This is a genomic window from Paraburkholderia sp. MPAMCS5, assembly GCF_036016995.1.
Taxonomy (GTDB): domain Bacteria; phylum Pseudomonadota; class Gammaproteobacteria; order Burkholderiales; family Burkholderiaceae; genus Paraburkholderia.
Genome location: NZ_JAYXBK010000001.1, coordinates 761,321 through 787,587, shown reverse-complemented (window position 1 = coordinate 787,587; position 26,267 = coordinate 761,321). Strand labels below are relative to the sequence as shown.

Here is a 26,267-nt window from a genome sequence, read left to right as displayed (position 1 = left end):
TTTCCGAAAACGTTCTTTGACGGCACATATTTCCGGTGGTAAAATAGATATAAAAAATATAACGGTTAAAAACAAAAGCATTGACTAGAAAAACGGACAAGCCATGCCTGAGAGCAAGCATATCGAGGGGCCGAGTCGCGGGAAAACGGTGGCACCGGCTGCACCGTTAGCCAGCGAAGAATTACCAATCGGGGAGCCACTGCCGTGGCGCGTAGAAGACCAGGACGGCAGCGTGCTGCTCCGCGCGGGCACTATCTTGTGCCGTGAAGCGCAACGCAATTTTCTCCTTTCGCACTTCCATCCCCGGCGCGGCGACGCGACCGATCCCAGGGAGAAGTCGCAGAACACCGCTTCTCATCCCGTCACGCTCGAAGACATGCACCTGACCATCGGCGCGCTGCTCGGCATGCGCAGCCAGATCGGCATGGGCCGGGCGATGCATGCGAGCCGGGTCATCGGTTTCAGTCCCAGTCACACGCTTTTCGTCACGCCTCCCATGGTCGGCGGTCAACCGCTGATGCTGATGCCAGGCGAAAACGTCGAGATCGTTGCAGTCGCCACGCAGGCGGTATTCTGGTTTGTCTGTACCGTCGAGGCGGTGTGCACGCATCCGTTCGACTACCTTGTCCTGTCGGCGCCGGGCAACATCCGGCAATTGCGAGAGCGTAAGGCGGTGCGCGTACGCACGCGCCTCGCCGTTCGTCACGGAAAGGAGTTGACCGGCCCCGCGCTGGACGGAATGGGCGTCGGCTGCGATCTGAGCGTGTTCGGCATGTCGCTTGCAACGACCGCGCCGGTCGGGCGAATCGGCGAGCGCGTGCGCGTGGCGCTTCAGCTCACCACGCGCAGTGTCGACACCGAATTTCAGGCTGTAGCGGTGATCCGCAACGTGCAGATGGCAGCGACTGCGGGCGCGCTCTGCACGCACGGCCTCGAATTCGAGGGCATGAGTTCGGATCAGCAGGTCGCACTGAAAGCCTTCGTTTTCGACAAGCAGGACGCGGTCTCGCACTGGGCCGCACAAGCGGCCTAGCGTTTCAAGCTTCGCAACCGAGTCTGCCGCGAGACAGCAACGCGGTCTTATTGGTCCGTCGCTCGCACGTCCGAGAAATCGCGTGCGAGCTTGCGCGCCGCATGCGCGAACAACAGGATATCGACCCCGGTCGCCACGAACGTGCAGCCCAGTTCGAGGTAATGCCGCGCCAGCGTCGGGTCCGATGTGAGCGTGCCCGCCGCCTTGCCCGAAGCGACGATCTTGCGGATTGCATCGTCAATCGCCTGTTGTACCTCGGGATGCGTGGGCTTGCCGCGATGCCCCATCGATGCGGCGAGATCGGCTGGTCCGATGAACACGCCGTCCACGCCCTCCACATCGCAGATCGCTTCGAGATTCTCCAGCGCGGTCGCGGTTTCCGCCTGAACGAGCAGACATATTTCGTCATCCGAAATATCCAGATAGTCCGTGCGCGCACTCCAGCGCGACGCGCGCCCTACCGCGCTGCCCACGCCGCGAATTCCATGCGGCGGATAACGCACCGCCGCCACCAGTGCGCGCGCCTGTTCCGCGGTATCGACCATCGGCACGAGCAGGTTGCGCGCGCCGATATCCAGCAGACGCTTCAGCAGCGCCGGGTCGCCGTTCGCCGGCCGCACCACGGGCTCGCCCGGATACGCAGCGACAGCCTGCAACTGCGCGAGAATGCTGCGCAAGTCGTTGGGCGCGTGCTCGCTGTCGACGAGCAGCCAGTCGAAGCCCGCCGTCGCGCTCACTTCCGCGAGATAAGGGTCGGCCATCGAAAGCCAGAAACCGATCTGCTTGCGGCGCGCAGCGAGCGCGGCCTTGAACGGATTATGCGCGGGCATCGGCTTGTTCATGAATGCGTGTCTCCTGTGCAGGGTCGCTAAATTGAATGGGTTCCACCTTGCCGAGGAGGAACAGATAGTTGACGATCGCGATGCCGATCAGCACCGACGAGAACACCAGCGCGGGCACGAACGAACCGGTCGCGCCGACAATCGCGCCCGTGACGATCGGACCGATCACGCCGCCCAGGTTCGACACCGTGTTCTGCAGGCCGGCGACCATCGACACCGCATTGGACGGCGCGACATCGCCCGGCAGCGCCCACACTTGCGAAGCCGCGACCGTGGTGCCCGACTTCGCGATGCAAAGCAGCAGCACGGCCAGCCACGCCGAATGAGCGAATGCTGCGAGCCCGATGCTCGACGCCATCACGAGCCCGATCACGAGAAAGAGCTTGCGCGTGGCCGTGAGCGAAAGCTTGCCGCTCGCGAAGACGCGATCGGATGCCCAGCCCGCGAAAATCTCCACGGCGATGGACAGGAGCAGCGGCAGCGAGGCCACCCACCCCATCTGCAACACGCTGAGGCCGCGCTCCTTCATCAGATAAGTGGGCAGCCACGTGATGAAGAAGTACGAGTTGTAGTTGATCATGAAGAAGCCGATGCACATCGCCCAGATGTTCCGATGCGCAAAGAGCCGCCGCCATTGCGGACGCGCGGGCGCCGCGCTCGCCGCCACCTTGTCGCTTTCGATATGCGCAAGCTCGGCGGCGTTGACACGCGGATGATCGACAGGCGAATCCGTAAAGCTCAACTGCCATGCGACGAACCACACGAGGCCGAGCGCGCCCGTGAGCGCGAAGGTCATCTTCCAGTCGAAGGCGGCCAGCATCCAAGCGATGAGCGGCAACGCAATCGCGCCGCCGAGCTTCGAGCCGCTGTCGAAGATGCCCGCCACCGTCGCGCGTTCGCGGCGCGGGAACCAGCGCGTCGCGATGCCGGCATTGCTCGGATAGGCGCCCGCCTCGCCCACGCCCAGCGCGATCCGCAAACCGACGAGCGAGCGCAAGCCGCTGGCCATGCCGGTCAACGCCGTCGCGAGCGACCACCACAGCACCGCGAGACCGAGCACCTTTTTCTGGCCGAAGCGATCGGCGAGCAGACCCGCGGGCAATTGCAACAGCGCATACGACCAGAAGAACGCGGACAACACAATGCCCATCTGGATCGCATCGAGATGAAACTCCGACTGAATGCGCGGCGCAGCGGCCGACAGCACCGTGCGGTCGATATAGTTGATCGCGATGGCGGCCCACATCAGGCCCGCGACCCACCAGCGCATTGTCGAGCGGCTCTGCCGCTGTGTAGCCTCCAGCATCTGTCGTCTCCTTTTCGTTTATTTTGATTCAATCGCAACGCGTCGCGCTTGCCTCGTGCCTCGCGTGCTCAACTCACGATGCCCATGTGCCAGGGCACGAATTCGTTGTCGCCGAGACCCAGCAGTTCGCTCTTCGTGCGCTGGCCCGACGCCGCGCGCACAATGAGATCGAAGATGTCCTCGCCCATCTCCTCGATCGAGCGTTCGCCGTCGAGCACGCGACCGCAGTTGATGTCCATGTCTTCCTCGAGCCGCGCAAACATCGGCGTATTGCTCGCGAGCTTGAGCGTCGGCGCGGGCTTGGAGCCGAACATCGAGCCGCGCCCCGTCGTGAAGCAGATGAGATTCGCGCCGCTCGCAATCTGGCCCGTGACCGCGACCGGGTCATAGCCCGGCGAGTCCATGAAAACAAAGCCCGCCCGGTCGATCGGCTCGGCGTATTCGTACACGGCTTGCAGCGGCGTGGTGCCGCCTTTCATCGCGGAACCCAGCGACTTTTCGAAGATGTTCGCGAGACCGCCCTGCTGATTGCCCGGCCCCACCACGCCGTTGAACTGGCCGTTCTGGCCGCGCGTATAACGCTCCCACCACGCGAGCCGGTCGAGCAATTTCCGGCCGACTTCGGGCGTGACGGCGCGACGCGTGAGCATGTACTCGACGCCGTGAATCTCCGGCGTCTCACTCAGAATCGCGGTGCCGCCGTGGCGCACGAGCAGATCCATCGCGGCGCCGAGCGCCGGGTTCGCGGTGATGCCGGAAAAGCCGTCGGAGCCGCCGCATTCGAGGCCGATCTTCAGATGGCTGACCGGCACCGGCGTGCGCGTCACGTCGTTCGCGGCGGGCAGCATCTGCCGGACAGCCTCGATGCCCGCCTCGATCGTCGCGCGCGTGCCGCCTGTGTCCTGCATCACGAGCGCGCGCATGGCTTTGCCGGTTCTGAGTCCTTGCGAGTCGAGCAGATCGCCGACCTGATTGCGCTCGCAACCAAGACCGACGATCAGCACGCCCGCGAGATTCGGGTGCCGCGCGTAGCCAGCGAGCGTGCGCCGCAGGACGTCGAAGTGCTCGCTCGGAGACGACATGCCGCAACCGCTCGTCTGCGCAAACGCGACGACGCCGTCGACATTCGGATACTCGCGCAGCCGCTCCGGCGTGAACCAGTCGGCGATATGGCGGATCACCGTGGCCGAGCAGTTGACGGACGCAAGGATACCGATGAAGTTGCGCGTGGCGACGCGGCCATCGGGCCGCACGATGCCGAGAAACGTCGCGCGCTTTGCCGCCTCGACATAGTCCACCGGTTTGACGTCGAGGCCGAAGCCCGGATCGCGATCGAACTCGATCAGCTCGATGTTGTGCGTGTGCACATGTTCGCCCGCCTCGATGTCGCGCGCCGCCACGCCGATCACCGTGTCGTATTTGCGGATCGGAACGCCCGCCGGAATGCGCCGCGCCGCGACCTTGTGACCCGCCGCGACCTGCGCGCGCATGCGCACCGCTTCGCCGTCGATGGACACCTGCTGCCCAATGCCGAGCGCCTCGCGCGCGATCAGGACGTTGTCGTGGTGATTGAGCCGGATCAACGGCCCGTCACCGTTCTTGCTGGACTGCTGGTGCATTCGCCTGTCTCCGTGTCGGCCGCAGCGAGGGCTTTGCTTCCTGCTCCGGTCTCGTGCAACTTGTGGCTGGCTGCGCCGGGGATCGCGCAGTCTTTTTTCATCGTAATGCGTTACCGGTTAATGTAACCGGTAACATTGCTGCCATGCTAGTACAGTTTTGGGATAATCGCCAACATCTTTTTGCTGCCAGGGAGCGCGCGCGCCTGTGACCAAGATCTCGACAGAATTCGCCCCGGCTGCCGCCGAGACCGCCTCGCGGCGCGCCCGCAGAAGCACCGGCCGGGTCACGCTCAGCGATCTGGCGCGGCTGACCGGCGTCACGAAGGTCACGGTATCGCGTGCGCTGAACAGTCCCGAACTCGTTTCCGCCGAGACGCTCGAACGCGTGCGCGAAGCTGTGCGGCAGACCGGCTACACGCCGGACCTGATTGCGGGCTCGCTCGCGTCCAATCGCAGCCGGCTCGTCGTCGCGCTGATCCCGGCGATGGCGGGCAGCGTGTTCCAGGAAACCGTCGCCGCCCTCACCGCCGAGCTTGCGGCGGCAGACTATCAATTGCTGCTCGGCCAGAGCGGCTACGACGAATCGCACGAAGAAGCGCTGCTCGACGCGATCGTTGGCCGGCGTCCGGCGGGCATCGTGCTCACGGGCGTGATCCATTCGGAGGCGTCGCGCCAGAAGCTGCGCGCCGCCGCCATTCCCGTGGTGGAAACGTGGGACATCACGCGTTCGCCGCTCGACATGCTGATCGGCTTCTCCCATCCGCGCGTGGGCGAAACGGCCGCGCGCTATTTGCAAGAGCGCGGCGCGCGCCGTCCGGCCATCGTCACGCCGGGCGACCGGCGCGCGATGCTGCGCGCGGACGCGTTCAGGCGCGCATTCGGCGGCGAGCGCGAGATTCCGTTGGCCGCGGTGGCGTCGCCGGCGCATCTTGGCGACGGCCGACGCGCGCTGGCGAAGCTGCTCGACGAACATCCGGATATCGACGCGATTTTCTGCGGCGCCGACATCATGGCGCTAGGCGTGATCATGGAGGCGCATGCGCGCAAGCTGGAGGTGCCCGGGCAACTCAAGGTGATCGGCTATGGCGATCAGAATTTCGCCGCCGATATGGACCCGCCGCTCACGACGATCCGCATCGACGGCACGAAGATCGGCAAGCTCGCGGCGTCGATGCTGATTGAAAAGATCGAGACTGGCGCGAGCAAGCGGGCGAAGGTCGACGTGGGGTTCACGTTGATCGAGCGCGGGTCGGCCTGAAGGCTTTGCATGCCGGCAGGATTGTCAGGGCTGCGGTGACGCTTCCATTCGCGACTTGAGGCGCAACACAGCTGTATCGGACTCCGATTGAATTCGCGCGCGCAGCACGGCCCAGTTCAGGATCGCAAACCACAGCGAAGGCGCGCGATAGGTGAATTCGCGTTGGAAGCGGGTTCCGTTCACGGTCGATGTCAGCGAATACGTGACCGTGCCGGCCGCTCTGCCGTCGATGTCGCCCGCAATCGCCCACTTGTCCGGACGCTCGCGCGCGGCGACTGTCCACACGACCCGGCCTCGCCTGCCCGCTACGCTGAACTCCTCTGTCACCTGCTCGCCTGTATCGAGCGAATGATCCACCGCGCCGCTCACCGCGAGCGATGACGGATGCCAGGCCGGCCAGTGCGCGGGCGTGGTCACATAGTCGAAGACCGCTGTGGGAGGACGCTGGATCAACGCAACGGTAAGAATGTGGGTGTCGAGGCGGATGCGCGGCGGCAACGGGACGACGAGCACCGCAATCGCGATCAGCAGCGCCGCTACAGCAACGACCAACCGTGTACGCGTTTTCATAGCGCCTCGTGCACCTCATGCGCCTCGTTGCCTCACAAATGCATTGCTTTTTAGCGCAGCGCGTCCGCAACAGGCGGACGCCGCCCATGACCGGCAACGCCGGTTTGCCTCGCGAACTCGGCCAGACGGCGAGCGGCGTGGTTCTCGTTGTTCCGCCCGCCGCACCCACGAACGGCCGGCAGCAAGGCGAACTTACTTCACATGAACGAGGACTGATCCCGCCGATATTTGCGGCGCGCCCGCGCCCGTGTTTCCAGCGTTTTTCGCGATCCACTCCTTCGCCTTCTGCACGCTTTCGTCAATGCCGGCCTTGTCCTCGCAGACCGTCACGGAGAACCCGCCATCGCCGCTGCGCGCGAGCGTATAGCTGACCAGGCCCTTGATCGAGCGCAGCATTTCTCCGACGTCGCTCGCTCGTTTTTCCAGCACGTCGAATAGCTCTTTTGCGCCCTTTCCGGAATACGTCCTTATAACAGTTTGCATAATTTGATCCTCCATGTTGATGGACCAACGGGACGAGCCGCGCACAGGGTGCGCATCGGGTAGCCGCGCCCTTACCTAGTGTAGTTGCCGTGGCGTCGCGGAAAATCGGACGTAGGGTCCAAATGCGACAAATGACAGCGCAGACGTGCCGGGTTCGCGTCGATCACGACAGTTCGGATAACCAACGGACTCAACAATGGACTAACCAACGGGCGGGCATCCTGCAACCCGCGCCGGGGCCGCCATTGCCTCGCCTGCGTTTCCTTCGCGACAGAATGCGGCAAAGCCTACGAAAACAGCGCCGACGCGTCGATGTCCGTCATTTTGTCCAACTCGTCGCGGCGGGTATCGCAAGCTCGCCTGATGGTCGCGCCTTGCGCGATCCACACCGCCAGCGAGATAAACGCGAGGCTGCCGAGCGCCATGAAGGCGATCGGGTAGCCGAAGCGGCTGGCGAGCCATCCGCCAAGCAAGGGGCTCAGGCAACCGCCCGCCGCTTCCACGCTTTTGACCGCGCCCTGCCCGAGATTCACGCGCCCGCTGCCATGCAACAGATGCACGACCATCGCCGGGATCGCAACGCTTTGCAGCCCCGAGCCGAGACCGTCGAAGATCTGCACGGGCACGATTCCCCACGTCGCCGTCAGCCACGCCGCCGTCACTGCGCGCAGCGGCAGCGTCACCAGCGTCACGAGAATGACCCACCAGAAACCCCAGCGGCGAATCAGGCGGCTGGCATAGACAGCCGCGATCAGCATCACGATCTGGGAAATAATGATGTTGGCCGCCGTGATCTGGCTTGCACTGCCGTGATGAGCCGCCGCTTCTGCCATGCTGTAAAGCGGCAGCATCACGGAATTGCCGAGGCTGAAGGCCGCGAGCACGATCGCAAGCAGCAGCAGCGGACGGCTGCGCAGCAGCACGCGCCGGCTGTCCGCGCGCACCTGCGATCTGTCCTTGTCGTCCTCGTGCGCGAGGCCGCGCGCGTAGTTCCGGTGCACCGCACGCGCGGGAATCAGCAGCACGGAGACGATACACGCGACGCCGAATGCCGCCCCCAGCATGAAAACCCAGACGATCCCGAGCCACCAGCCGACCGCGCCGGACAACGCCGCCGCCACGATGTTTCCGGCATGGTTCGCCACCTGGGTTCGGCCATAGAGCCGGTCGAAATTCTTCTGGCCGGTCATGCCGAGCGTCAGTCCCGTGAGCGCGGTGCCCATGACGGAACCCGCCACCGCCGTCGCAATCTGCGACAACGCGATCGGCCAGAAGCCGCGCGAGAGCCAGATGACGAACGCGGCGGCGACCGTCAACGCGCTGGCGCCGACAACCACCGCGCGCCGTTGGGAAATGGCATCGACCAGTGCGCCGGCCGGCGCCGTGACGAGCACGCTGACGATGGCGCCCAGCGTCAGCACGGTGCCGATCATGCCCGCGCTCCAGCCGTGCTGTTGCAGATAGATGCCGAGAAACGGCCCGGCGCCTGCCTGCACGTCCGCTGCGAAAAAGCTGACTGCCAGCAAGGGGGCGGTGGGCTTCGTATTATGTTTTTCCATTGTTGACGGGCGCGTTCAATGGACTTCTACCGATCAGGCGTCCGTTGGCAAGTCGCGCAAAAGAATGAGTGCGTATGCCCGCATCGCATGAGACGTGCCCGGGGACACATCGGACGGATGCGCCGCGATCGACCGCCCGGACGCCCTCGCGCAGTTGCCGTCCGGTGCGCCAGAGGCGATCATCTGCGGCATTCACACTGGAGGTAGCCCCACGATGTCAGCGACGGCAAAAATTCGCATTCTCCTGATGACACTGGCGCTCGTTGGCCACGCCGCGCCCGCGCAGACCGCCGACTTCTGGGGCACGCGTCTTCCCGATCAGCCGACGCAGTTCATCTTCGGCTACGGTTCGCTCATCAACACGCCATCGCGTAATGGCACGGCCGGCAAACCAGTCGCGGCCATTCCGGTGCGCGTCGCGGCGGCGTTCGGCTATGTGCGCAGCTGGAGCGACCGCGCGCACTCGGGGTTCACCGCGCTCGGGCTGCGGCGTCCCTTCGAGGGCGAGTCGCCGATGACCATCAACGGTGTGATCTATCCCGTGGCCGGCAACGACATGTCCGCGTTCGACGCGCGCGAGAAGAGCTATGTGCGCGTCGAGGTGCCGCGCGCGCTGATCGAGCCCGTGTCATGGCAACCGCTGCCGTCGCAGGGAACGGTCTGGGTCTATGTGCCGAAGGCCGAAGGGAAAGCGCCGGGCGAAGGGTTGCCGCCGCCGGACGCCCGCTATCCGCTCGTCGAGTCGTATATCGACGTCGTGATCGAAGGCGGGCTCGAATACGGACCGGAATTCGCCCGCGAGATCATCGAGACCACGCGCGACTGGAGTCCGTACTGGCTCAACGACCGCACGCTGCCCCGCCGGCCGTGGGTATTCGACAAGCAGTACGCGCAGGTCGATGCACTGCTCGCGGCATCGGCGCCCTGCTACGCGCGGCGCGCGTTCTCCGAGGACTACGCCGCAGCGAGCGCGGCCATCGCCGCCATCGCCAAACGCCGGGGCGATGTGTGTCTTCGCGAGGCGCACGGCCGCTAGCCGCGCGCTTTCGGCTCCAGCCTTGAGCCGGCCGCCACGGGGCTTTTCCCAATCCGCAGACGCAAACAAGCGCCCTGCAGAACGATCGACTCGATCAAAAACAGGGTTAACACTTGCTTGGATCGATCAAAATCATCGCTTAGAATGACTACATCGATCACATTGATGTGAGCCGCGATCCCGGCGAATCGAGTCAAATGATCGATTCGTTCACGCGCAACCCCAACAACTGAGTTCCGGCATGTCCATCACATTCAAGGGAATCGTTCCCGCCCTGATCACCCCGATGACCGCCGACGAAGAAGTCGACGAAGCAGGTCTGCGCACGCTCGTCGATCGTCTGATCGATGCGGGCGTGCACGGCCTCTTCGTGCTCGGCACGAACGGCGAATTCATCGCGTTGTCCGAGGACGAAAAATTGCGCATCGCGCGCATCGCGGTCGATCAGGCTCGCGGGCGCGTCCCGGTGATCGCCGGCACGGGCGCCTACGCCACGCGCGACGTGATCGCGCTGAATCACAAGATGCAGGACGCGGGCGTGGACGCCGTTTCGGTCATCACGCCGTACTTCAACGGCGCGACGCAGCAGGAACTCTTCACGCATTACGAGCGCATCGCGAAGGGCACGTCGCTGCCCGTCATGCTCTACACGATTCCGGCCAAGGCCGGCATCACGCTGAACGTGGACACCGTGCGGCGTCTCGCGGAGATTCCGAACATTCGCGGCATCAAGGACAGCGGCGGCGATTTCGACCGCCTGCTGCAACTGATCAACTTGCGCCGCGACGATTTTGCCGTGTTCACCGGCACCGACTCGATGATTCTCTGGACGCTCATCGCCGGCGGCGACGGCGCGGTGGCGGCCACGACCAACGCCGTGCCGGGTGTCGTGATGTCGATCTGGAACAACTTCCAGGCCGGCGACATCGCGGCTGCCCGCCGCGCGCAGGAATCGCTGCGCGCGCTGCGCGACGCGTTCGCGCTCGGCACGATGCCGGTCGTGCTGAAGACCGCCGCGACGCTGCTCGGCATGCCCGCCGGCCCGGCTCGCGCGCCCGCGCAACCGCTCGACGACGCCGCGCGCGAGCGTCTTGTGAAAGCGCTCGCGAACTACCCGCGCGTCGGCTGAACCGACCGCACGACCGAACCGACAGCATCAGGACTCACGACATGACTTCCGTTTTCCATTTCCAGACCGTCAACCACATCGTGCATGGGCCGAACAGCCTCGATCAGTTGCCGGAAAAACTCGCGCTGCTCGACCGGCCGATTCGCCGCATCGCCTTCATCACCCAGCCGGCGATGGAAGAAAACGGCGTGGCGGCGCGCGTCGTCGAGACCCTGGCGAAGAAGGATATCGAGGTATTGACGGTGCGCGATGTGCAGCCGGAGCCGACTATCGAAAACGTGGAGACGGTCTATCGCGAACAGATCGCGCCGTTCGCGCCCGACGCGGTGCTATCGATTGGCGGCGGCAGCGTGCTCGACGCGGCGAAGCTCTTTGCCGTGCGCCTGACGAATCATCAGCCGCTGCGCGACTGGCTCGGCATCGACCTGATCGCGTCGCCGGGCGTGCCGCTGATTCTGGTGCCCACCACCTCCGGCACGGGCTCGGAAGTCACGCCGAACGCAATCGTCACGTTGCCCGACGAAGAACTCAAAGTGGGCATCGTGAGCCGCCATCTGCTGCCGCAACTCGTGATTCTCGACGCCACCCTGACGCTCGATCTGCCGAAACCGATCACCGCGGCAACCGGCATGGACGCGTTCATTCACGCGCTGGAGTCATACATCTCGACCAAGGCCAATCCGGTCAGCGACATGTACGCGATGGAGTCGATGCGGCTGATCGGCGCGAACCTGATCGAAGCCTACGAAAACGGCCATTCGTTGAAGGCGCGCGAAGCCATGCTGCTCGGCTCGATGTACGGCGGCCTCGCGCTGACGGCGGCCGGCACCGCCGCCGTGCATGCGCTCGCCTATCCGCTCGGCGGCATGTTCAACATCACGCACGGCGTCGCGAACTCGATGCTGCTGCCGCACGTGATGGAGTTCAATCTCGACGCGATCGTCGGCCGTCTTGCCAACGTCGCGCACGCGCTCGATCTCGCGCGGCACGACGACAGCGACGAAGCCGCCGCGAACAAACTGGTCGCGCGTCTTCGTGAATGGACCGCCGCGCTCGCGATTCCGCAAGACCTGCGCAAATTCGGCGTGGCGGAAGAACATCTGGACGCGCTCGCCGTGGCGGCGTCGAAAGTGAAGCGGCTGCTCGGCAATAATCCGAAGCCGCTGAGTCTCGACGACATCAAGGCGATCTATCGCCGTCTGCTGCCATGAACTCGCCATCCATCGCGAACGCGCGGTTGCTGATCATTGGCGACGATCTGTCGGGTACCGCCGACTGCGCCGTGACCTGCACCCGCCATGGCCTGCAAAGCGTCGTGAGTCTCGACCTCGCGCGGGCCGCGGATGCCGCGCAAGTCGACGTCCTCGCCATCGACACCGACACGCGCCGTCATGCGCCCGCCGACGCCGCGCGAGCGAACGAGGCGGCATGGCGCGCGCATGCGCCGGGCCGGCGCGTCTACAAGAAAATCGACTCCACGCTGCGCGGCAACGTGGCGGTGGAAGTCGCGGCGCTCGCGGGCGTCGCGGGCATGGCTATTGTCGCGCCCGCGTTTGCCCAGGCGGGACGCACGACAATCGGCGCGCGGCAATTCATCTTCGGCAAGCCGGTCGAGGAATCCGAGGTGTGGCGCAACGAAGGCATCGCGGGCAAGGCCGACTTGCAGGCGATGCTCGGCGCCGCCGGTCTGCGCGTCGCGACCGTCGGCCTGGACGCGGTGCGCGAAGGCGTGCCGTCGCTGCACGCGCGCCTTGCCGCCTGCCAGGCGGCCCAATGGCAAGCCGTGGTGTGCGACAGCGAAACCGATGCAGACCTCGCGTGCATCGCGGCGGCATCCGCGACGCTCGACGGCGTGTTCTGGGTCGGCTCCGCCGGACTCGCCGCGCCGCTGATCCGGGTGCTCGCCGCTCGCGAAGCCGGGCACGCGGCATCGGCGGCAACAGCAGCATCGGCCTTCGCGCCGCACGGCGGCACGGCTCATCCGCGCGGCGTGATGGCCGTGGTCGGCAGCATGTCGAGCGTGTCGCATCGCCAGATCGCGCGGTTGCGCGATGAAGCAGGCGATTCACTCGATCTTTTCGACGTGGACGCCGCCGACCTGCTCGACCCCGTGAGCCCCGCCACGCTGATGCTGACCACGCGCGTGACGAACTCGCTGATGCGCGGCCGTCATATGATCGTCGCGTTGAGTCAGACGCAGCGCGTGCAGGCCGGCGACGGCGCGCTGCTCGCGCGGCAGTTCGCCGACCGGCTCGCACCCGCCGCCGCTCACGCGGGCGCGCTCATCGCAACGGGCGGCGAAACGGCGCGCGCGTTGCTGTCGGCGATGAACGTCACGGCGTTGAAAGTTATTGAAGAGATCGAAAGCGGCGTGCCCCTGCTCACCGCCGCGCATGCGGGCCGCACGTTGCCCGTCGTCACCAAGGCGGGCGGCTTCGGCCAGCCCGACACACTGTATCGCGCATGGCAACGGCTCGCCGTCATGCAGCAAGCGGTCGCGCAAGCTCCGCGTCAACCCAGCGAAGAGGAAGCTATGACATATCGTCCCGTAATCGGCATCACGATGGGCGATGCCGCCGGCGTGGGCCCGGAAATCATCATGAAAAGTCTTGCGCATGAGTCCGTGTACGACGGCTGCCGTCCGCTCGTGATCGGCGACTCGAAGCGCCTGATCGATGCAGGCCGGCGCGCCGGCGTCACGTTGAGCGTGCGCCCGATCGCGTCGCCCGCCGACGCGCGCTTTCAGTACGGCGAAGTGGACTGCATCGATCTCGAACTGATCCCGGCCGATCTGCCCTACGGCAAGCTCTCGGCTGTTGCCGGCGACGCCGCGTATCAGTACATCGCGCGCACGGTTCAACTGACCTCGGCCGGCGAACTCGACGCCATCTGCACCGCGCCGCTGAACAAGGAAGCGCTGCACGCGGGCGGCCATATCTTCCCCGGACACACGGAAATGCTCGCGCATCTGACCGGCATCCCCGAAGTGTCGATGATGCTCGTCGCACCGAAGCTGCGGGTGATTCACGTCACGACGCATATCGGTCTTCTCGACGCGATTCGCCGGATCGAACCGGGACTCGTGCAGCGCACGATCGAACGCGCGCACGAAACCCTGGTGCGCGCGGGCATCGACGAGCCGCGCATCGGCGTGTGCGGGATCAATCCGCACGCCGGCGAAAACGGCCTGTTCGGCTACGGCGAGGAAGAAGAGAAGATCGTGCCCGCCGTCGCCGTGCTGCGCGAACGCGGCTGGGATGTCGAAGGACCGCTTCCCGCCGACACGCTCTTCTTCCGCGCGGGACGCGGCGACTTCGACGTGGTCGTGGCCATGTATCACGATCAGGGCCACGGCCCCGTCAAGGTGATGGGACTCGAAGCCGGCGTGAACGTGACGGTCGGCTTGCCGGTGATTCGCACCTCGGTCGATCACGGCACGGCATTCGACATCGCCGGCAAGGGCATTGCGGACGAACGCAGCATGCTGGAAGCGCTGAAACAGGCACAAGACCTGGCCACGCGCCGCGCGGTGCAAACCGCCTGACGTCATTTGCGGCCGCGCGCAGCGCGCGGGTCCGCGGCGTACAACAATCGGAGACAGGAATGAATCACTTCACCGCATGGGACACGGCCATCATCATTGCGATGGTCGTCGTGTATATCGTGGTCACGGCCTGGATCAGCATCCGGCTGCGCAGCAAGACCACCGAGCAGTTCATGGTGGCGGGCCGCTCGACGCCCGCCGTGGTCATCGCCATTCTGCTGATGTCCGAGTACATCGGCGCGAAGTCCACCATCGGCACGTCGCAGGAAGCCTTCAATGTCGGCATCGCGGCTTCGTGGTCGGTCATTTCGGCGTCGATCGGCTTCGTGCTTTTCGGCCTGTTCATGGCGCGGCGGCTCTATCGCTCGGGCGAATATACGATCTCGGGCTTCATCGCGCAGAAGTACGGCAAGACCGCGAAGCTCGTCGTGTCGGCGATCATGATCTACGCGCTCTTTATCGTGAACGTGGGCAACTACGTGAGCGGCGCGGCCGCGATCTCGACGGTCATGCGCATCAATCTGCCGACAGCCGCGTTCATCACCGCGATCGTCAGCACGATCTACTTCGCGTGGGGCGGCCTGAAAAGCGTGGCTTACGTGACGATTCTGCACAGCGCCGTCAAGCTGCTCGGCATCGGCATTCTCGTGTGGGTCGCGTGGTCCATGTCAGGCGGCGTCGCGCCGATGATGCAACAGATGCCGACGCAATACTTCACGTGGAAAGGCGCGCTCGGCGGCGGCACGATCGGCGCGTGGATCCTCGGCACGGCGGGCGCGATCTTCTCGACGCAGTTCATCATTCAGGCGATTTCCGGCGCGAAGTCGGCCAACGAGGCACGCAACGCCACGCTGATCGCAGGCGCGCTGTGCGTGCCGATCGCCATCGCATTGGGCTTTCTCGGCGTCGCGGCGAAGTTTCTGTTCCCGAACATCAAGAGCCTCTATGCGCTGCCGATTTTCCTTCAGCACATGCACCCGCTGCTCTCGGGCGTGGTGACGGTGTCGCTCGTCGCGTCGATCTTCGTCAGCGTGAGCACGGTCGCGCTCGCGATTGCGTCGCTGATCGTCAAGGATTTCTATGTGCCGCGCTTTCGTCCTTCGCCGGAACGCGAGCTGCGCGCCACGCGCATGATTTCCTTCGTGGTCGGCTTCCTGCCGCTCATCTTCGTGCTGTTCGTGCCGCAGATTCTCGCGCTGTCGTTCTTCACCCGCGCACTGCGTCTGACCGTGACGGTGGTCGCGTTGATGGGCATCTATCTGCCCTTCTTCAACAGCAATCGCGGCGCGATCTGGGCGCTCGTGCTCGCCACCGTCGCCACGACGATCTGGTATCTGCTCGGCAATCCGTTCGGTATCGACAACATGTATATCGCGCTGCTGACGCCCGCCGTGGTCATGTTCATCGACAAGCTGCTGTTTCATCCGGCCAGCGGCAACGGCTCGCAGGTCGAACACGGACGCATCGCGCACACGGATTCGTGAACCGCGCGCCCTATCGTTACCATGATTCAACGTATCAGGATTTCATCATGACCAGCCATTCCATCATGCCCGACGAGGCCTCGACGATGCCGGGCCAACTGCACCACGCTCATGGCGACGACGCGCGCATCGACGCGTATCTGCCCGCCGCGACGGTGCAGAATCACGCGGCGAACCTGATCGCGCTCGCGAACGGCGACCTGCTGTGCGCGTGGTTCGGCGGCACGCAGGAAGGCGTGCCGGACATCTCGATCTATCTGTCGCGGCTCGCCAAAGGCAGTTCGACGTGGACCCAGCCGGTGCGTCTTTCCGAGGACGCGTCGCGCTCAGAGCAGAACCCGGTGCTCTTCGCCACGCCCGACGGCAAGCTCTGGCTGATCTATACGGCGCAATTGTCCGGGCATCAGAACACGTCGATCGTGCGCCGCCGCGTGTCCGACGACAACGGCCACACGTGGGGGCCGATCGACACGCTGTTCGACACGCCGGGCACTTTCGTGCGGCAACCGGTTGTGCTCGCGCGCGACGGCGCATGGCTGTGCCCTGTGTTCATGTGCCGCGTCGCGCCCGGCGAGCGATGGTCAGGCAACGACGACGTCAGCGTCGTCATGCGCTCCACCGACCACGGCGCGACCTGGACCGCGCACGAGGTGCCGGGCAGCATCGGCTGCGTGCACATGAACATCCAGCCGCTGCACGACGGCTCGCTCGTCGCGCTCTTTCGCAGCCGCTGGGCCGATCACATTCATGCAAGCCGTTCCGCGGACGGCCTCACGTGGAGCGAACCCGAGCCGCTCGATCTGCCGAACAACAATTCGTCGATTCAGTTCGTCACGCTCGCCAACGGTCATCTCGGGCTCGTGTTCAACAACAGCAGCGCCGCGCAGAGCACGGGCCGCCGGGCGTCGCTCTATGACGACATCGAAGATTCGGAAGACAGCGGCACGCTCGCGACGCAAGCCGCATCCGCGCGCGGCACGGCATTCTGGGGCGCCCCGCGCGCGCCGATGACGCTCGCCATTTCCATGGACGGCGGCCGCTCGTGGCCGATCGTGCGCAACCTCGAAACCGGCGACGGCTACTGCATGACGAACAACTCCACGGACAAGCTGAACCGCGAGTTTTCGTATCCGTCCATCGTGCAATCCGAGGACGGACGCCTGCACATCGCCTATACGTACTTCCGCCAGCGCATCAAATATGTGAGCGTGTCGGAAGACTGGGCGTCGGCCGGCCAGCGCGCGGCGGCGTGAACGTGTTTCGCGCACGCGCCGGCGCATAGCCGCGACGGCGCTATCGGGAAATGGATAAACTACCCTCGCGCCGGACCGTCCGCGCCGCCGCCCGCCGTCCATGCAGGCGGCGCCTTGAACCCGATACTCACCACCACATGAAAGTAGCCCGCCGCCGGGACGCCATGCTCAAGGCAGTCCTGTCAGGAATGACGGAAGTCGCCGAACTCTGCGAACACTTCGGCATGTCGGAAGCAACGGTGCGCCGCGATCTGCGCGCGCTCGCCGACGACCGCCTGATCCTGCGCACCTATGGCGGCGCGGCGTCGGTCAGCACGCATGCGCCGGAGGAGCCGCTCGAACAGCGCAGCCATAGCTTCCAGGCGGAGAAAGACGCGATCGGTCTCGCGGCCGCCGCGCACGTCTCAGCGGGCGACACCATCTTTCTCGACAGCGGCACGACGACAGCGGCGCTCGCGCGCGTGCTCGCGAATCGCGAGGACGGCGCGGACATTCAGGTGGTGACCAACAACCTGCTCGCCGTGCAGATTCTCGCCACGAGCAAAGTGCATCTGACGCTGATCGGCGGCGACGTGCGCGAGTCGAGCATGAGCACGCTCGGCGCGATTGCGCTGCTGGCGCTCACGCGCATTACCGTCGACAAGGCATTTCTCGGCGCAGATGGTGTGGTGGCGGGCCGCGGACTGTGCGAAGCGACGGCGGACCAGGCGTATCTGAAGGAATGCCTGATGCGCCAGGCGGCGGCCATCTACGTGCTCGCCACGTCGGACAAACTCGAACGCGACAGCCAGCAGCACTGGGCGCCGATCGAAAAGCCCTGGACGCTCATCACGAACGCCAATTCCGCCGATGCGGGATGGCAGGCGTTCCAGACCCTCGGCGGCGTCACCATCGAATCGGTGCCGCTGGCTGGCGAGATCAGGAACTGAACGCCGGCTTCATGCAAGCGGCAAGTGGAACGAACATGGCAAAGCGAATAGTGGTGACAGGCGCGAGTTCAGGCATTGGCCGCGCCGTTGCCGGCCGGTTGCTCGAAGAAGGTTATGAAATCATCGGACTGAGCCGCAGCGCGCCGGATATTGCAGACGAGCGCTTTCGGCACGTTCAGGCGGATCTCGCGGACATCGACGCGATTGCGGTGCTCGCGCGTGAACTCGGACCCATCGACGGTCTCGTTCATGCGGCCGGTTTCATGAAGACGGCGCGCGTCGGCGAACTCGATCTCGCGAGCGGCGAGGCCATGTGGCGGCTTCACGTCGCGGCGGCGGCCGCGCTCGCCGATGCGCTCGTGCCTTCGATGCCCGGCGGCGGGCGCATCGTGCTGATCGGCAGCCGCGTGTCGGCGGGCGCCGCGGGCCGCAGCCAGTACGCGGCAGCGAAAGCCGCGATGGTGGCGATGGCGCGCTCGTGGGCCATCGAACTCGCGCCGCGCGGCATCACCGTGAATGTGGTCTCGCCGGCCGCCACGGAAACGCCGATGCTGCGCGATCCGCAGCGCAGTTCCAGCGCGCCCGTCATGCCGCCTATCGGCCGATATGTGAAGGTCGACGAAGTCGCGTCGCTCGTCGCGTTTCTGGTCGGCGAGGACGCCGGCGCGATCACCGGTCAGCAGATCATGGTGTGCGGCGGCAGTTCGCTCGGCTGAACATTCACGCACGGCCTTTGCGCTAGGCAAGCAGCTTCTTGATCAGATCCGCCGTGGATCTCACGCCATATTTGCGAAGCAGGCTCGCGCGGTGAATGTCGACTGTGCGCGGGCTGATTGCCAGTTCCTTGCCGATTTCCTTGCTCGTCATGCCATGCACGACGAGCGCCGCGATGTCGCGCTCGCGTTCGGTCAGCGCGCTCGCGATGTTGGCCTGTTTTTCCGGCTGCGATACATCGGTGAACGTCCACATCGCCAGCTCGTAGGGGCGCTTCGGATTGAAGGCGAAGCCGCGCACCGTGACCCAGAAATGACTGCCGTCGGCGCGCCGCATGATGCGGTCGTCGCTGAACGTGGCCCGGCGCGCGATAAGCGGACCGACCCGGTGCCCCGTGCTCACGAAATCCTGCCGCGCCGGGTAAAGCACCTCGAACGACTGACCGATCAGATCGGCGCGCTCAGCGCGAAAAAGGTCGAGCGCCCGGTCGTTGCACGCCACCATGACCCGCTCGCGCGCGACGATCACCGCCGTGGGAAGCCGCAGAAACACTTCCTCGTAATCAAGGCGACTGGATAGTTCGCTCATTCGCTCATTCGCGTATTGAGGGGCGGTTTAAGGAACGGTTTCGGCTGGGCACGTCGCGTGCATGAGCCTTATACCCGGCGATTACCTAGGTATTTGGTACCTATCGACCTAGGTAATTGAAGCACCTACATTCTATTGAACTGCTCCGCATACCGCGAGCGTTCGTTGGTGAACCTGAATGTCCGGGAGATGCTCATGACTGCCCAGGTAACGCATGAGGTCGATGCAGGCACGCTCAAACGCGTAATCGCCGCTGCATCGATTGGTAACTTCGTCGAATGGTTCGATTTCGCGGCGTACGGATTTCTCGCGACGATCATCACGCGCGAGTTCTTTCCGAGCGGCGATCCGACTATCGGGCTGCTGAAAACCTTCGCGGTATTCGCGGTTGCGTTTGCGTTCCGGCCGCTGGGCGGCCTGTTTTTCGGCGTGGTCGGCGACCGCATCGGGCGCAAGCGAACCCTCGCCTTCACCATTCTGCTGATGGCCGGCGCAACCACGCTCATCGGCCTCCTGCCGACGTATGCGCGCGTCGGCTATTGGGCCCCGCTTCTGCTCACCATTGTCCGGTGTATTCAGGGTTTTTCCGCAGGCGGCGAGTATGCGGGCGCCTGCGCGTATGTGATGGAACACGCTCCGAGGCGGCGTCGCGCGTTTTTCGGCAGCTTCGTTCCGGTGTCCACGTTCACCTCTTTCGCCTGTGCGGCGACCGTGGCATACGCGCTCGAAGCCACCTTGTCGTCGGATGTCATGGTCAACTGGGGATGGCGCATTCCGTTTCTGGTCGCCGCGCCCGTGGGCCTCGTCGGGGTATACCTGCGATTGAGCCTGCAGGAAACGCCGGCGTTCGCGGCGCTCGAAGGACGCAAGGAAGTCGCGCATGCGCCGCTCATGGATACGCTTCGTTCGCAGTCCGGCAATATTCTGAAGCTGGGCGCGTTCATCTCCGTGACGGCGCTGTCGTTCTATACGTTCACCACCTATTTCGCGACCTATTTGCAGGTTGCGGGCCATTTGCCGCGCGAAACCTCGCTGCTCGTGACGGTGCTCGCGCTGGTTTTTGCCGCCGCACTGTGCCCTCTCGCCGGATGGTTCTCCGATCTGGTCGGCCGCCGCGTGACCGTGTTCGTCACCTGTGTGTTTCTGATGCTGTCGGTCTATCCGTCGTTTGCCCTGGGCGGCTCCGGCGAACTGGGCAAGTCGCTGCTCGGCGTCGCGATGCTGGCCATCGGCGCGGTGCTGTCGGGCGTGGTCACGGCGCCGCTTCTCTCCGAAGCGTTTGCGACGAGGACTCGCTATACGGCTTCGGCCATCACCTACAACCTCGCCTACACGGTGTTCGGCGGCACGGCGCCGCTCGTCGCGACATGGCTGATTTCGTCGACCGGCAACACGCTCGCGCCAGCGTTCTATCTGATCGCCATCGCGATCCTCGCGATGATCGGCGGACTGCTGTTGCGCGAGAGCTCATCGGTTTCGCTGGAGGAAGTGAAAGGCGGTCACGACGAATCGGCGCAGCTTGCCGGCCGCAAGGCTCGCATGAATAGCGCGGCATCCTGAAACCAGGGCCCACACACATTACGACGCCATCAAGCGGAGACTCACCATGACGAACCTGCATCGCGACAGCATCATCGTCGACGGCCTCAACATCTCGAAGTTCGAGCGCTCCGTGTTCGAGGACATGCGCAAAGGCGGCCTGAGCGCCGTGAACTGCACCGTGTCGGTGTGGGAAGGCTTCCAGAAAACCATCGACAATATCGCGGAGATGAAAAGCCAGATCCGCGAATACAGCGAGATTCTCACGCTCGTGCGCACACCCGGCGACATCCTGCGCGCGAAAAGCGAGAACAAGACCGGCATCATTCTCGGCTTCCAGAATTCGTACGCGTTCGAGGACAACCTCGGCTATATCGAAGTGTTCAAGGAACTCGGCGTGAACGTCGTTCAGCTGTGCTACAACACGCAGAATCTCGTGGGCACGGGCAGTTATGAGCCGGACGGCGGCCTGTCCGGCTACGGGCGCGAAGTCATTCAGGAGATGAATCGCGTCGGCATGCTGGTGGACCTGTCGCACGTCGGCGCGAAGACGTCTTCGGATGCGATCGCGTGCTCGAAGAAGCCCGTCACGTATTCGCACTGCTGTCCGTCCGGCTTGAAGGAACATCCGCGCAACAAGACGGACGATCAACTCAGGGAGATCGCAGAGGCCAACGGTTTCGTCGGCGTGACGATGTTCTCGCCGTTTCTGAAGCGCGGTCCGGATGCAACCGTCGAAGACTATCTCGAAGCGATCGAATACGTGATCGATGTCATCGGGGAAGACTGCGTGGGCATCGGCACCGACTACACGCAAGGCTATTCGACCGAGTTCTTCGACTGGATCACACACGACAAAGGCCGCTATCGCCGTCTCACGGATTTCGGCAAGGTCGTGAATCCGGAAGGCATCCGAACCATCGGCGAGTTTCCCAATCTCACTGCGGCAATGGAACGTGCGGGCTGGAGCGAAAGCCGCATCCGGAAGGTCATGGGCGAGAACTGGCTGCGCGTGTTCGGCGAAGTCTGGAACGTCTGACGCATTGCGATCAGGAGGCGCGCCTGGATGCGGCAGGCGCGGCGCGCTGCCGCTTTAATCCTCTGCTTTAATCCACTGCTTTAATCCACTGCTTTAATCCACTGCTTCGTCTTCATCGGCAATCGCCGGGCCGACATAATGCGCGCGCGGTCTGAGCAGACTACCGCTCGTCTTCTGCTCGATCGAATGCGCGATCCAGCCCACGCTGCGCGCGATGCAGAAGAGCGCAAACGCTGCGCCCTCGGGCAGCGCGCAGCGCCTCTCGAGCGCGACGAGCGCCACGTCGATGGTCGGCTTCTTAGCGGCCACGCGCTCCACGCATTCGATCAGACTTCGCACACCCTCGGGCGGCTCGAACCGGGAAAGCAGGTCCGCCGCGCGCGGATCGCCCTGCGGATACAACTCGTGCCCGAAGCCGGGCAAGCTCTCGTGACGCGACATCCATTGACGCACGCCGGCTTCCGTTCCTGCCTGCCTCGTTTCATCGAGCAATTCGCGCACGCGCACGATCGCATTGCCGTGCATCGGCCCGGAAAAAGCGGCGAGTCCAGCCAGCACGCTCGCTCCGAGCGACGCGCCCGTGGACGCCGTGACGCGCGCCGCGAACGCGGAGCTGCTGAGTTCCTGATCGGCGAGCATGACGAGCACGCGGCGCAGCAGGTCCGCGTGATCTTCCACGCCCCAGGCCGCGGCGATGCGCGCGTGCAGCGGATCGTCGTTCGCGGGCAGAGCGACCAGATGGCTGGCCAGCCGGCCGATCAGCGCCGCGCCTTCGTCGCACAACGCGTCGAATGAAAGCGTCTCGCCGATGCCGCATCCGGCGGCCGCCACACCCATCGCCGCAAACACGCGCGCCCTGACGGAGTCGCCCAGCGTCATGGGCGCGACGCTCGGAAAGCGCGGCTCGCGCGCGAATTCCCAGAGTAGTTGCGCGGCGTTTTCGAGCGTGGCCGTGGCGGCGAACTGCACCGCATCCTTGCCGCGATAGAAGAGCCGCCCCCGCGCGATGGTCGAGATGCGCGTATTGAAGATCGGCACGCCCCAAGCCATCGTGCTTGCCGCGATGTTCTTTCGCGCGCGGCCGAGACTGCGCCTTTTCATCAGCTCGGCGATGTCGGAGCCGCGATACAGGTTGCGATTCACATGCTCGGGGTCGCCGCGCACTTCGATCTGCCCCCGGCTCACATACGCGTACAAGGTCTGCTTGCGCACGCCGAGCGCCTCGCAGGCCTCTTCCTGGGTCATCCAGCTTTTGACGTTGATTGAGTCGATCAAGATTGACGGCCCTGCAATGGCATCGGTTTAATGCAACCACACAAAGGTAAGGCGGCCTCACAAGACCGGGCCATGCGCCCGGCGCAACGCCGCTTCAGGGACACCCAGGAGGAGACATCGAATGGCTTCGGAAAGAACGACCCAGTATATATCGACCGCATCGGAACGAATGACCCGCACGCGCTACGGCGTGCTTGCCGTGATTCTGCTGCTCGCCACCGTCGCGTACGCCGACCGCGCGATCCTGTCGATCGCGGGCCCCGGCATCTCGAAGGAATTCGGCCTGAATCACGTGCAGCTCGGCTATGTGCTGTCCGCCTTCAGCTGGGCGTATGTGGCCGGCCAGATTCCCGGCGGCCTGCTGCTCGACCGGCTCGGCACCAAGGCGATGTATGGCGCGACGCTGATCCTGTGGTCCATCGCGACGATGCTGGTCGGCTTTGTCGGCAACGTGACCTCGGATTTGTCGATCGCGCTCGGACTGCTGTTCGCGCTGCGCTTCGCGCTCGGGCTCATCGAAGCGCCGAGTTTTCCCGCCAACGGCCGCGTCGCGGTCATGTGGTTCCCGAAGGAAGAGCGCGGGCTCGCCACCTCACTGTTTGCATCGGCATCGTATTTCGCGGTGGCGATCTTCTCGCCGTTCGCGGGCTGGCTCACCGCGAAGTATGGCTGGCCCGCGCCCTTCTTCGCGCTCGGGCTGATCGGGATCGCGTCGGCGGGACTGTGGGCCGTCGTCATGCATGAGCCGCGCAAGCATCCGCGCATGTCGGCAGCCGAACTGGACCACATCGTCGGCGGCGGCGCGATGGTCGACATCGACGCGAAACACGAATTGCAGTCGCGCCCGACCATGACGTGGTCCGTCGCGCGCACGCTCCTGACGAACCGCATGCTGTGGTGCGCGTACATCGGCCAGTACTGCACGATCGCGCTGAGCTATTTCTTCATCACGTGGTTTCCGATCTATCTCGTGCAGGCGCGCGGCATGAACGTGATGCAAGCGGGCTTCGCGACCATGGTTCCCGCCGTCGCGGGCTTTCTGGGCGGCATTGCCGGAGGCGCGATTTCCGACGCGCTGATCCGGCGCGGCTGGAGCGTCTCGTGGGCGCGCAAGACGCCTTATATCGTCGGCATGACGGTGGGTTGCTGCCTCGTGTTCTCGGCCTTCACCGAGAGCAACGTGCTGATCGTGCTGCTGATGACACTCGCGTTTTTCGGCAAGGGCGCGGCGGCGGGCGCGGGCACGTGGGCGGTCGTCAGCGACACGGCGCCGCGCGAAGCCGTGGGTCTCGCGGGCGCGGTGTTCAATTGCGTGGGCAACATCGGCGGCATCGTCACGCCGATCGTCTTCGGCTACATCGTTCAGGCGACCGGCGGCTATACCGTCGGCCTGTATTTCGTGGCCGCGCATTGCCTGGTTGCGGCGCTCGTCTACCTGTTCGTCATGGGCAAGATCGAACGCGTCAAGGTGAATTGACCCGGCGCATTGCTTCAGGCCCGGCCAGCGGCTCAGCGCGTGGTTGGGCGTTTTCCTTCATCGACATCACTCTCTTCACATGGCGACTGCCAAGCCGATCATTCTCAACGCCGCCGAATTGCCCGAGTGGGCCAACGCGGAACTCCATGCGCTCTTCACGGTGCTCGATCTTCCAAAGCATCCCGCCGATCACGCCGATTTCCTGAAACGGCGCGGCCACGAAGTGCGCGGCATCGCGTTGCGTAAGACCCGGATCGACGCCGCGTTTCTCGACGCGGTGCCGAACCTCGACATCATTTCGAGCTATAGCGCGGGGCTCGACAACGTGGACGTCGAAGCGGTGAAGGCGCGGCGCATTGCCCTCGCCAACACCTCGCACATTCTCGCCGACGATGTGGCCAACGCGGCGCTCGGACTGGCGCTCACGCTCACGCGGGACTTGATCAACGCGGACGCGTTCGTGCGCGCCGGACGCTGGGTGCGCGAGAAGCACTACCCGCTCGCGCGCTCGATTTCCAGCATGAAGGTGGGCATCGTCGGCCTGGGGACGATCGGCTCGGCGATCGCGCATCGGCTGAAGGCGTTTGGCTGCGGCCTCGCGTATTTCGGGCCGAACCGCAAGGCCGTGGACATGCCGTACTTCGAGAACGTCGCCGAACTCGCGCGGGCCTGCGATATGCTGATTCTGACCTGCCCGCTGACGCCGGCGACGCGTCATCTCATCGACGCGACAGTTCTGGATGCGCTGGGGCCGGACGGCTTCGTCGTGAATATCGCGCGCGGTCCGGTGGTGGACGAGACCGCGCTGATCGCGGCACTAGCCGCGAACCGGATCGCGGGCGCGGCGCTCGATGTGTTCGAGCATGAGCCACAGGTGCCTGAAGCGCTCATCGCGGATCGCAGGGTCGTGCTCACGCCGCACCTCGGTTCGGGGACGCAGGAGACGCGCCGCCGCATGGCGGAAAACGTTGTCGATACGCTGGCGCGGCATTTTGCGGTTGCGAGCCCTCGCGGTGAAGCCGCTCACGCGGCCCATGCGGTTGACGTTGCGTGAAGCGCCGCGCTGCCGCGCGGCGCGACTGAACTCAATGCAACTCAATGCAACTCAACGCGGCGCGGTGCGGCGACGCGCAAGGAAGCGGTCCAATTGACCCGCGAACACCTTGCTGTCGCTGGCCGAGTAAGGCGCCGGACCGCCCGTCTCGATACCCGAACTGCGCAACTGGTCCATCACGTCGCGCATCGTCAGACGCTCGCGGATGTTGTCGCGGCTAAACCAGGTGCCGCGCGGATCGAGCACATGCGCGCCCTTGTCGAGGGCGGCGGCGGCAAGCGGGATGTCCGCGGTAATCACGAGGTCGCCGTCCCGGACCAGTTCGACGATGCGGTCATCGGCGGCGTCAAAGCCGGCCGGCACTTGCAGCGCCTTGATAAAGCGGGAAGGCGGCGTTCGCAAATACTGATTCGCGACCAGCGTGACGCATACTTCGACGCGCCGCGCGGCCCGAAACAGGATTTCCTTGACGACCACCGGGCAGGCGTCCGCGTCAACCAGCACTTGCATTGGCGTATTGTCGATAGAGGAAGCAG

At 64.8% G+C, this 26,267-nt stretch carries 23 protein-coding genes; 14 read left to right on the top strand and 9 right to left on the bottom strand.

Translation table 11 applies throughout. The features are described from left to right. The first annotated feature begins 103 nt into the window (after positions 1–103). The gene (locus VOM14_RS03655; RefSeq protein WP_327627297.1) at positions 104–1,033 is read left to right on the top strand and encodes a flagellar brake protein; all 930 of its coding nucleotides are present in this window, start codon (positions 104–106) and stop codon (positions 1,031–1,033) included. A 47-nt stretch (positions 1,034–1,080) separates the two neighbouring features. Here the strand turns inward: VOM14_RS03655 and hpaI are convergent, their stop codons facing one another. From hpaI to VOM14_RS03640, 3 genes are all read right to left on the bottom strand, one after another. Continuing rightward, positions 1,081–1,863, bottom strand: coding sequence for a 4-hydroxy-2-oxoheptanedioate aldolase (gene hpaI, locus VOM14_RS03650; protein ID WP_327627438.1), 783 nt, complete (start codon positions 1,861–1,863; stop codon positions 1,081–1,083). Further along, positions 1,850–3,181: an MFS transporter gene (locus VOM14_RS03645; protein WP_327627296.1), complete on the bottom strand. Its 1,332-nt coding sequence runs from the start codon at positions 3,179–3,181 to the stop codon at positions 1,850–1,852. Before VOM14_RS03645 ends, hpaI begins: the two co-directional genes overlap by 14 nt. Before the next feature lie 68 nt (positions 3,182–3,249). Further along, on the bottom strand, positions 3,250–4,800 hold the full coding sequence (locus tag VOM14_RS03640) for a UxaA family hydrolase (RefSeq protein WP_327627295.1): 1,551 nt from the start codon (positions 4,798–4,800) through the stop codon (positions 3,250–3,252). A 205-nt stretch (positions 4,801–5,005) separates the two neighbouring features. Between VOM14_RS03640 and VOM14_RS03635 the strand changes: the two genes are divergently transcribed. After that, complete coding sequence (locus tag VOM14_RS03635) at positions 5,006–6,058, top strand: LacI family DNA-binding transcriptional regulator (protein WP_327627294.1); 1,053 nt, start codon at positions 5,006–5,008, stop codon at positions 6,056–6,058. A 24-nt stretch (positions 6,059–6,082) separates the two neighbouring features. Here VOM14_RS03635 and VOM14_RS03630 read toward each other — a convergent pair whose 3' ends face one another. The 3 genes from VOM14_RS03630 to VOM14_RS03620 form a co-directional block, all read right to left on the bottom strand. Beyond that, positions 6,083–6,628, bottom strand: coding sequence for an SRPBCC family protein (locus VOM14_RS03630; protein ID WP_327627293.1), 546 nt, complete (start codon positions 6,626–6,628; stop codon positions 6,083–6,085). 192 nt (positions 6,629–6,820) lie between these two features. Next, complete coding sequence (locus tag VOM14_RS03625) at positions 6,821–7,111, bottom strand: hypothetical protein (protein WP_327627437.1); 291 nt, start codon at positions 7,109–7,111, stop codon at positions 6,821–6,823. 287 nt (positions 7,112–7,398) lie between these two features. Further along, positions 7,399–8,670: an MFS transporter gene (locus tag VOM14_RS03620; RefSeq protein WP_327627292.1), complete on the bottom strand. Its 1,272-nt coding sequence runs from the start codon at positions 8,668–8,670 to the stop codon at positions 7,399–7,401. Positions 8,671–8,884: 214 nt separating this feature from the next. Between VOM14_RS03620 and VOM14_RS03615 the strand changes: the two genes are divergently transcribed. The 8 genes from VOM14_RS03615 to VOM14_RS03580 all read left to right on the top strand — a co-directional run bounded on the left by VOM14_RS03615 (position 8,885) and on the right by VOM14_RS03580 (position 18,761). Continuing rightward, complete coding sequence (locus VOM14_RS03615; RefSeq protein ID WP_327627291.1) at positions 8,885–9,706, top strand: gamma-glutamylcyclotransferase family protein; 822 nt, start codon at positions 8,885–8,887, stop codon at positions 9,704–9,706. A 241-nt stretch (positions 9,707–9,947) separates the two neighbouring features. Beyond that, the gene (gene dapA, locus VOM14_RS03610; protein ID WP_327627290.1) at positions 9,948–10,835 is read left to right on the top strand and encodes a 4-hydroxy-tetrahydrodipicolinate synthase; all 888 of its coding nucleotides are present in this window, start codon (positions 9,948–9,950) and stop codon (positions 10,833–10,835) included. Positions 10,836–10,876: 41 nt separating this feature from the next. Then, a complete protein-coding gene (locus VOM14_RS03605) occupies positions 10,877–12,046 on the top strand; it encodes an iron-containing alcohol dehydrogenase (protein WP_327627289.1) in 1,170 nt (389 codons plus the stop codon). Next, entirely contained in the window at positions 12,043–14,379 is a 2,337-nt protein-coding gene (gene pdxA / locus VOM14_RS03600) for a 4-hydroxythreonine-4-phosphate dehydrogenase PdxA (RefSeq protein WP_327627287.1), read from the top strand. Before VOM14_RS03605 ends, pdxA begins: the two co-directional genes overlap by 4 nt. A 59-nt stretch (positions 14,380–14,438) precedes the next feature. Continuing rightward, entirely contained in the window at positions 14,439–15,863 is a 1,425-nt protein-coding gene (locus VOM14_RS03595) for a sodium:solute symporter family protein (RefSeq protein ID WP_327627286.1), read from the top strand. A gap of 86 nt (positions 15,864–15,949) precedes the next feature. Next, positions 15,950–17,116, top strand: a complete 1,167-nt coding sequence (locus VOM14_RS03590) for a sialidase family protein (protein WP_442955516.1) — start codon at positions 15,950–15,952, stop codon at positions 17,114–17,116. A 137-nt stretch (positions 17,117–17,253) separates the two neighbouring features. Then, on the top strand, positions 17,254–18,045 hold the full coding sequence (locus VOM14_RS03585; protein ID WP_327627284.1) for a DeoR/GlpR family DNA-binding transcription regulator: 792 nt from the start codon (positions 17,254–17,256) through the stop codon (positions 18,043–18,045). Between the two features lie 35 nt (positions 18,046–18,080). Then, positions 18,081–18,761: an SDR family NAD(P)-dependent oxidoreductase gene (locus VOM14_RS03580; RefSeq protein ID WP_327627283.1), complete on the top strand. Its 681-nt coding sequence runs from the start codon at positions 18,081–18,083 to the stop codon at positions 18,759–18,761. A gap of 22 nt (positions 18,762–18,783) precedes the next feature. Here VOM14_RS03580 and VOM14_RS03575 read toward each other — a convergent pair whose 3' ends face one another. Further along, a complete protein-coding gene (locus tag VOM14_RS03575; protein WP_327627282.1) occupies positions 18,784–19,347 on the bottom strand; it encodes a PAS and helix-turn-helix domain-containing protein in 564 nt (187 codons plus the stop codon). Between the two features lie 195 nt (positions 19,348–19,542). On the opposite strand from VOM14_RS03575, the gene VOM14_RS03570 reads away from it, so the two are divergent. Then, positions 19,543–20,907, top strand: a complete 1,365-nt coding sequence (locus VOM14_RS03570; protein WP_327627281.1) for an MFS transporter — start codon at positions 19,543–19,545, stop codon at positions 20,905–20,907. Positions 20,908–20,953: 46 nt separating this feature from the next. Then, on the top strand, positions 20,954–21,925 hold the full coding sequence (locus VOM14_RS03565; RefSeq protein WP_327627280.1) for a dipeptidase: 972 nt from the start codon (positions 20,954–20,956) through the stop codon (positions 21,923–21,925). A gap of 93 nt (positions 21,926–22,018) precedes the next feature. Here the strand turns inward: VOM14_RS03565 and VOM14_RS03560 are convergent, their stop codons facing one another. Beyond that, positions 22,019–23,200, bottom strand: coding sequence for a citrate synthase family protein (locus VOM14_RS03560; RefSeq protein WP_327627279.1), 1,182 nt, complete (start codon positions 23,198–23,200; stop codon positions 22,019–22,021). Positions 23,201–23,321: 121 nt separating this feature from the next. Here VOM14_RS03560 and VOM14_RS03555 point away from each other — a divergent pair, with 121 nt between their 5' ends. Beyond that, positions 23,322–24,677, top strand: a complete 1,356-nt coding sequence (locus VOM14_RS03555) for an MFS transporter (protein ID WP_327627278.1) — start codon at positions 23,322–23,324, stop codon at positions 24,675–24,677. A 79-nt stretch (positions 24,678–24,756) separates the two neighbouring features. Then, positions 24,757–25,731: a 2-hydroxyacid dehydrogenase gene (locus VOM14_RS03550; protein WP_327627277.1), complete on the top strand. Its 975-nt coding sequence runs from the start codon at positions 24,757–24,759 to the stop codon at positions 25,729–25,731. Between the two features lie 51 nt (positions 25,732–25,782). Here the strand turns inward: VOM14_RS03550 and VOM14_RS03545 are convergent, their stop codons facing one another. Then, complete coding sequence (locus tag VOM14_RS03545) at positions 25,783–26,241, bottom strand: YaiI/YqxD family protein (RefSeq protein ID WP_327627436.1); 459 nt, start codon at positions 26,239–26,241, stop codon at positions 25,783–25,785. Between the last annotated feature and the right edge of the window lie 26 nt (positions 26,242–26,267).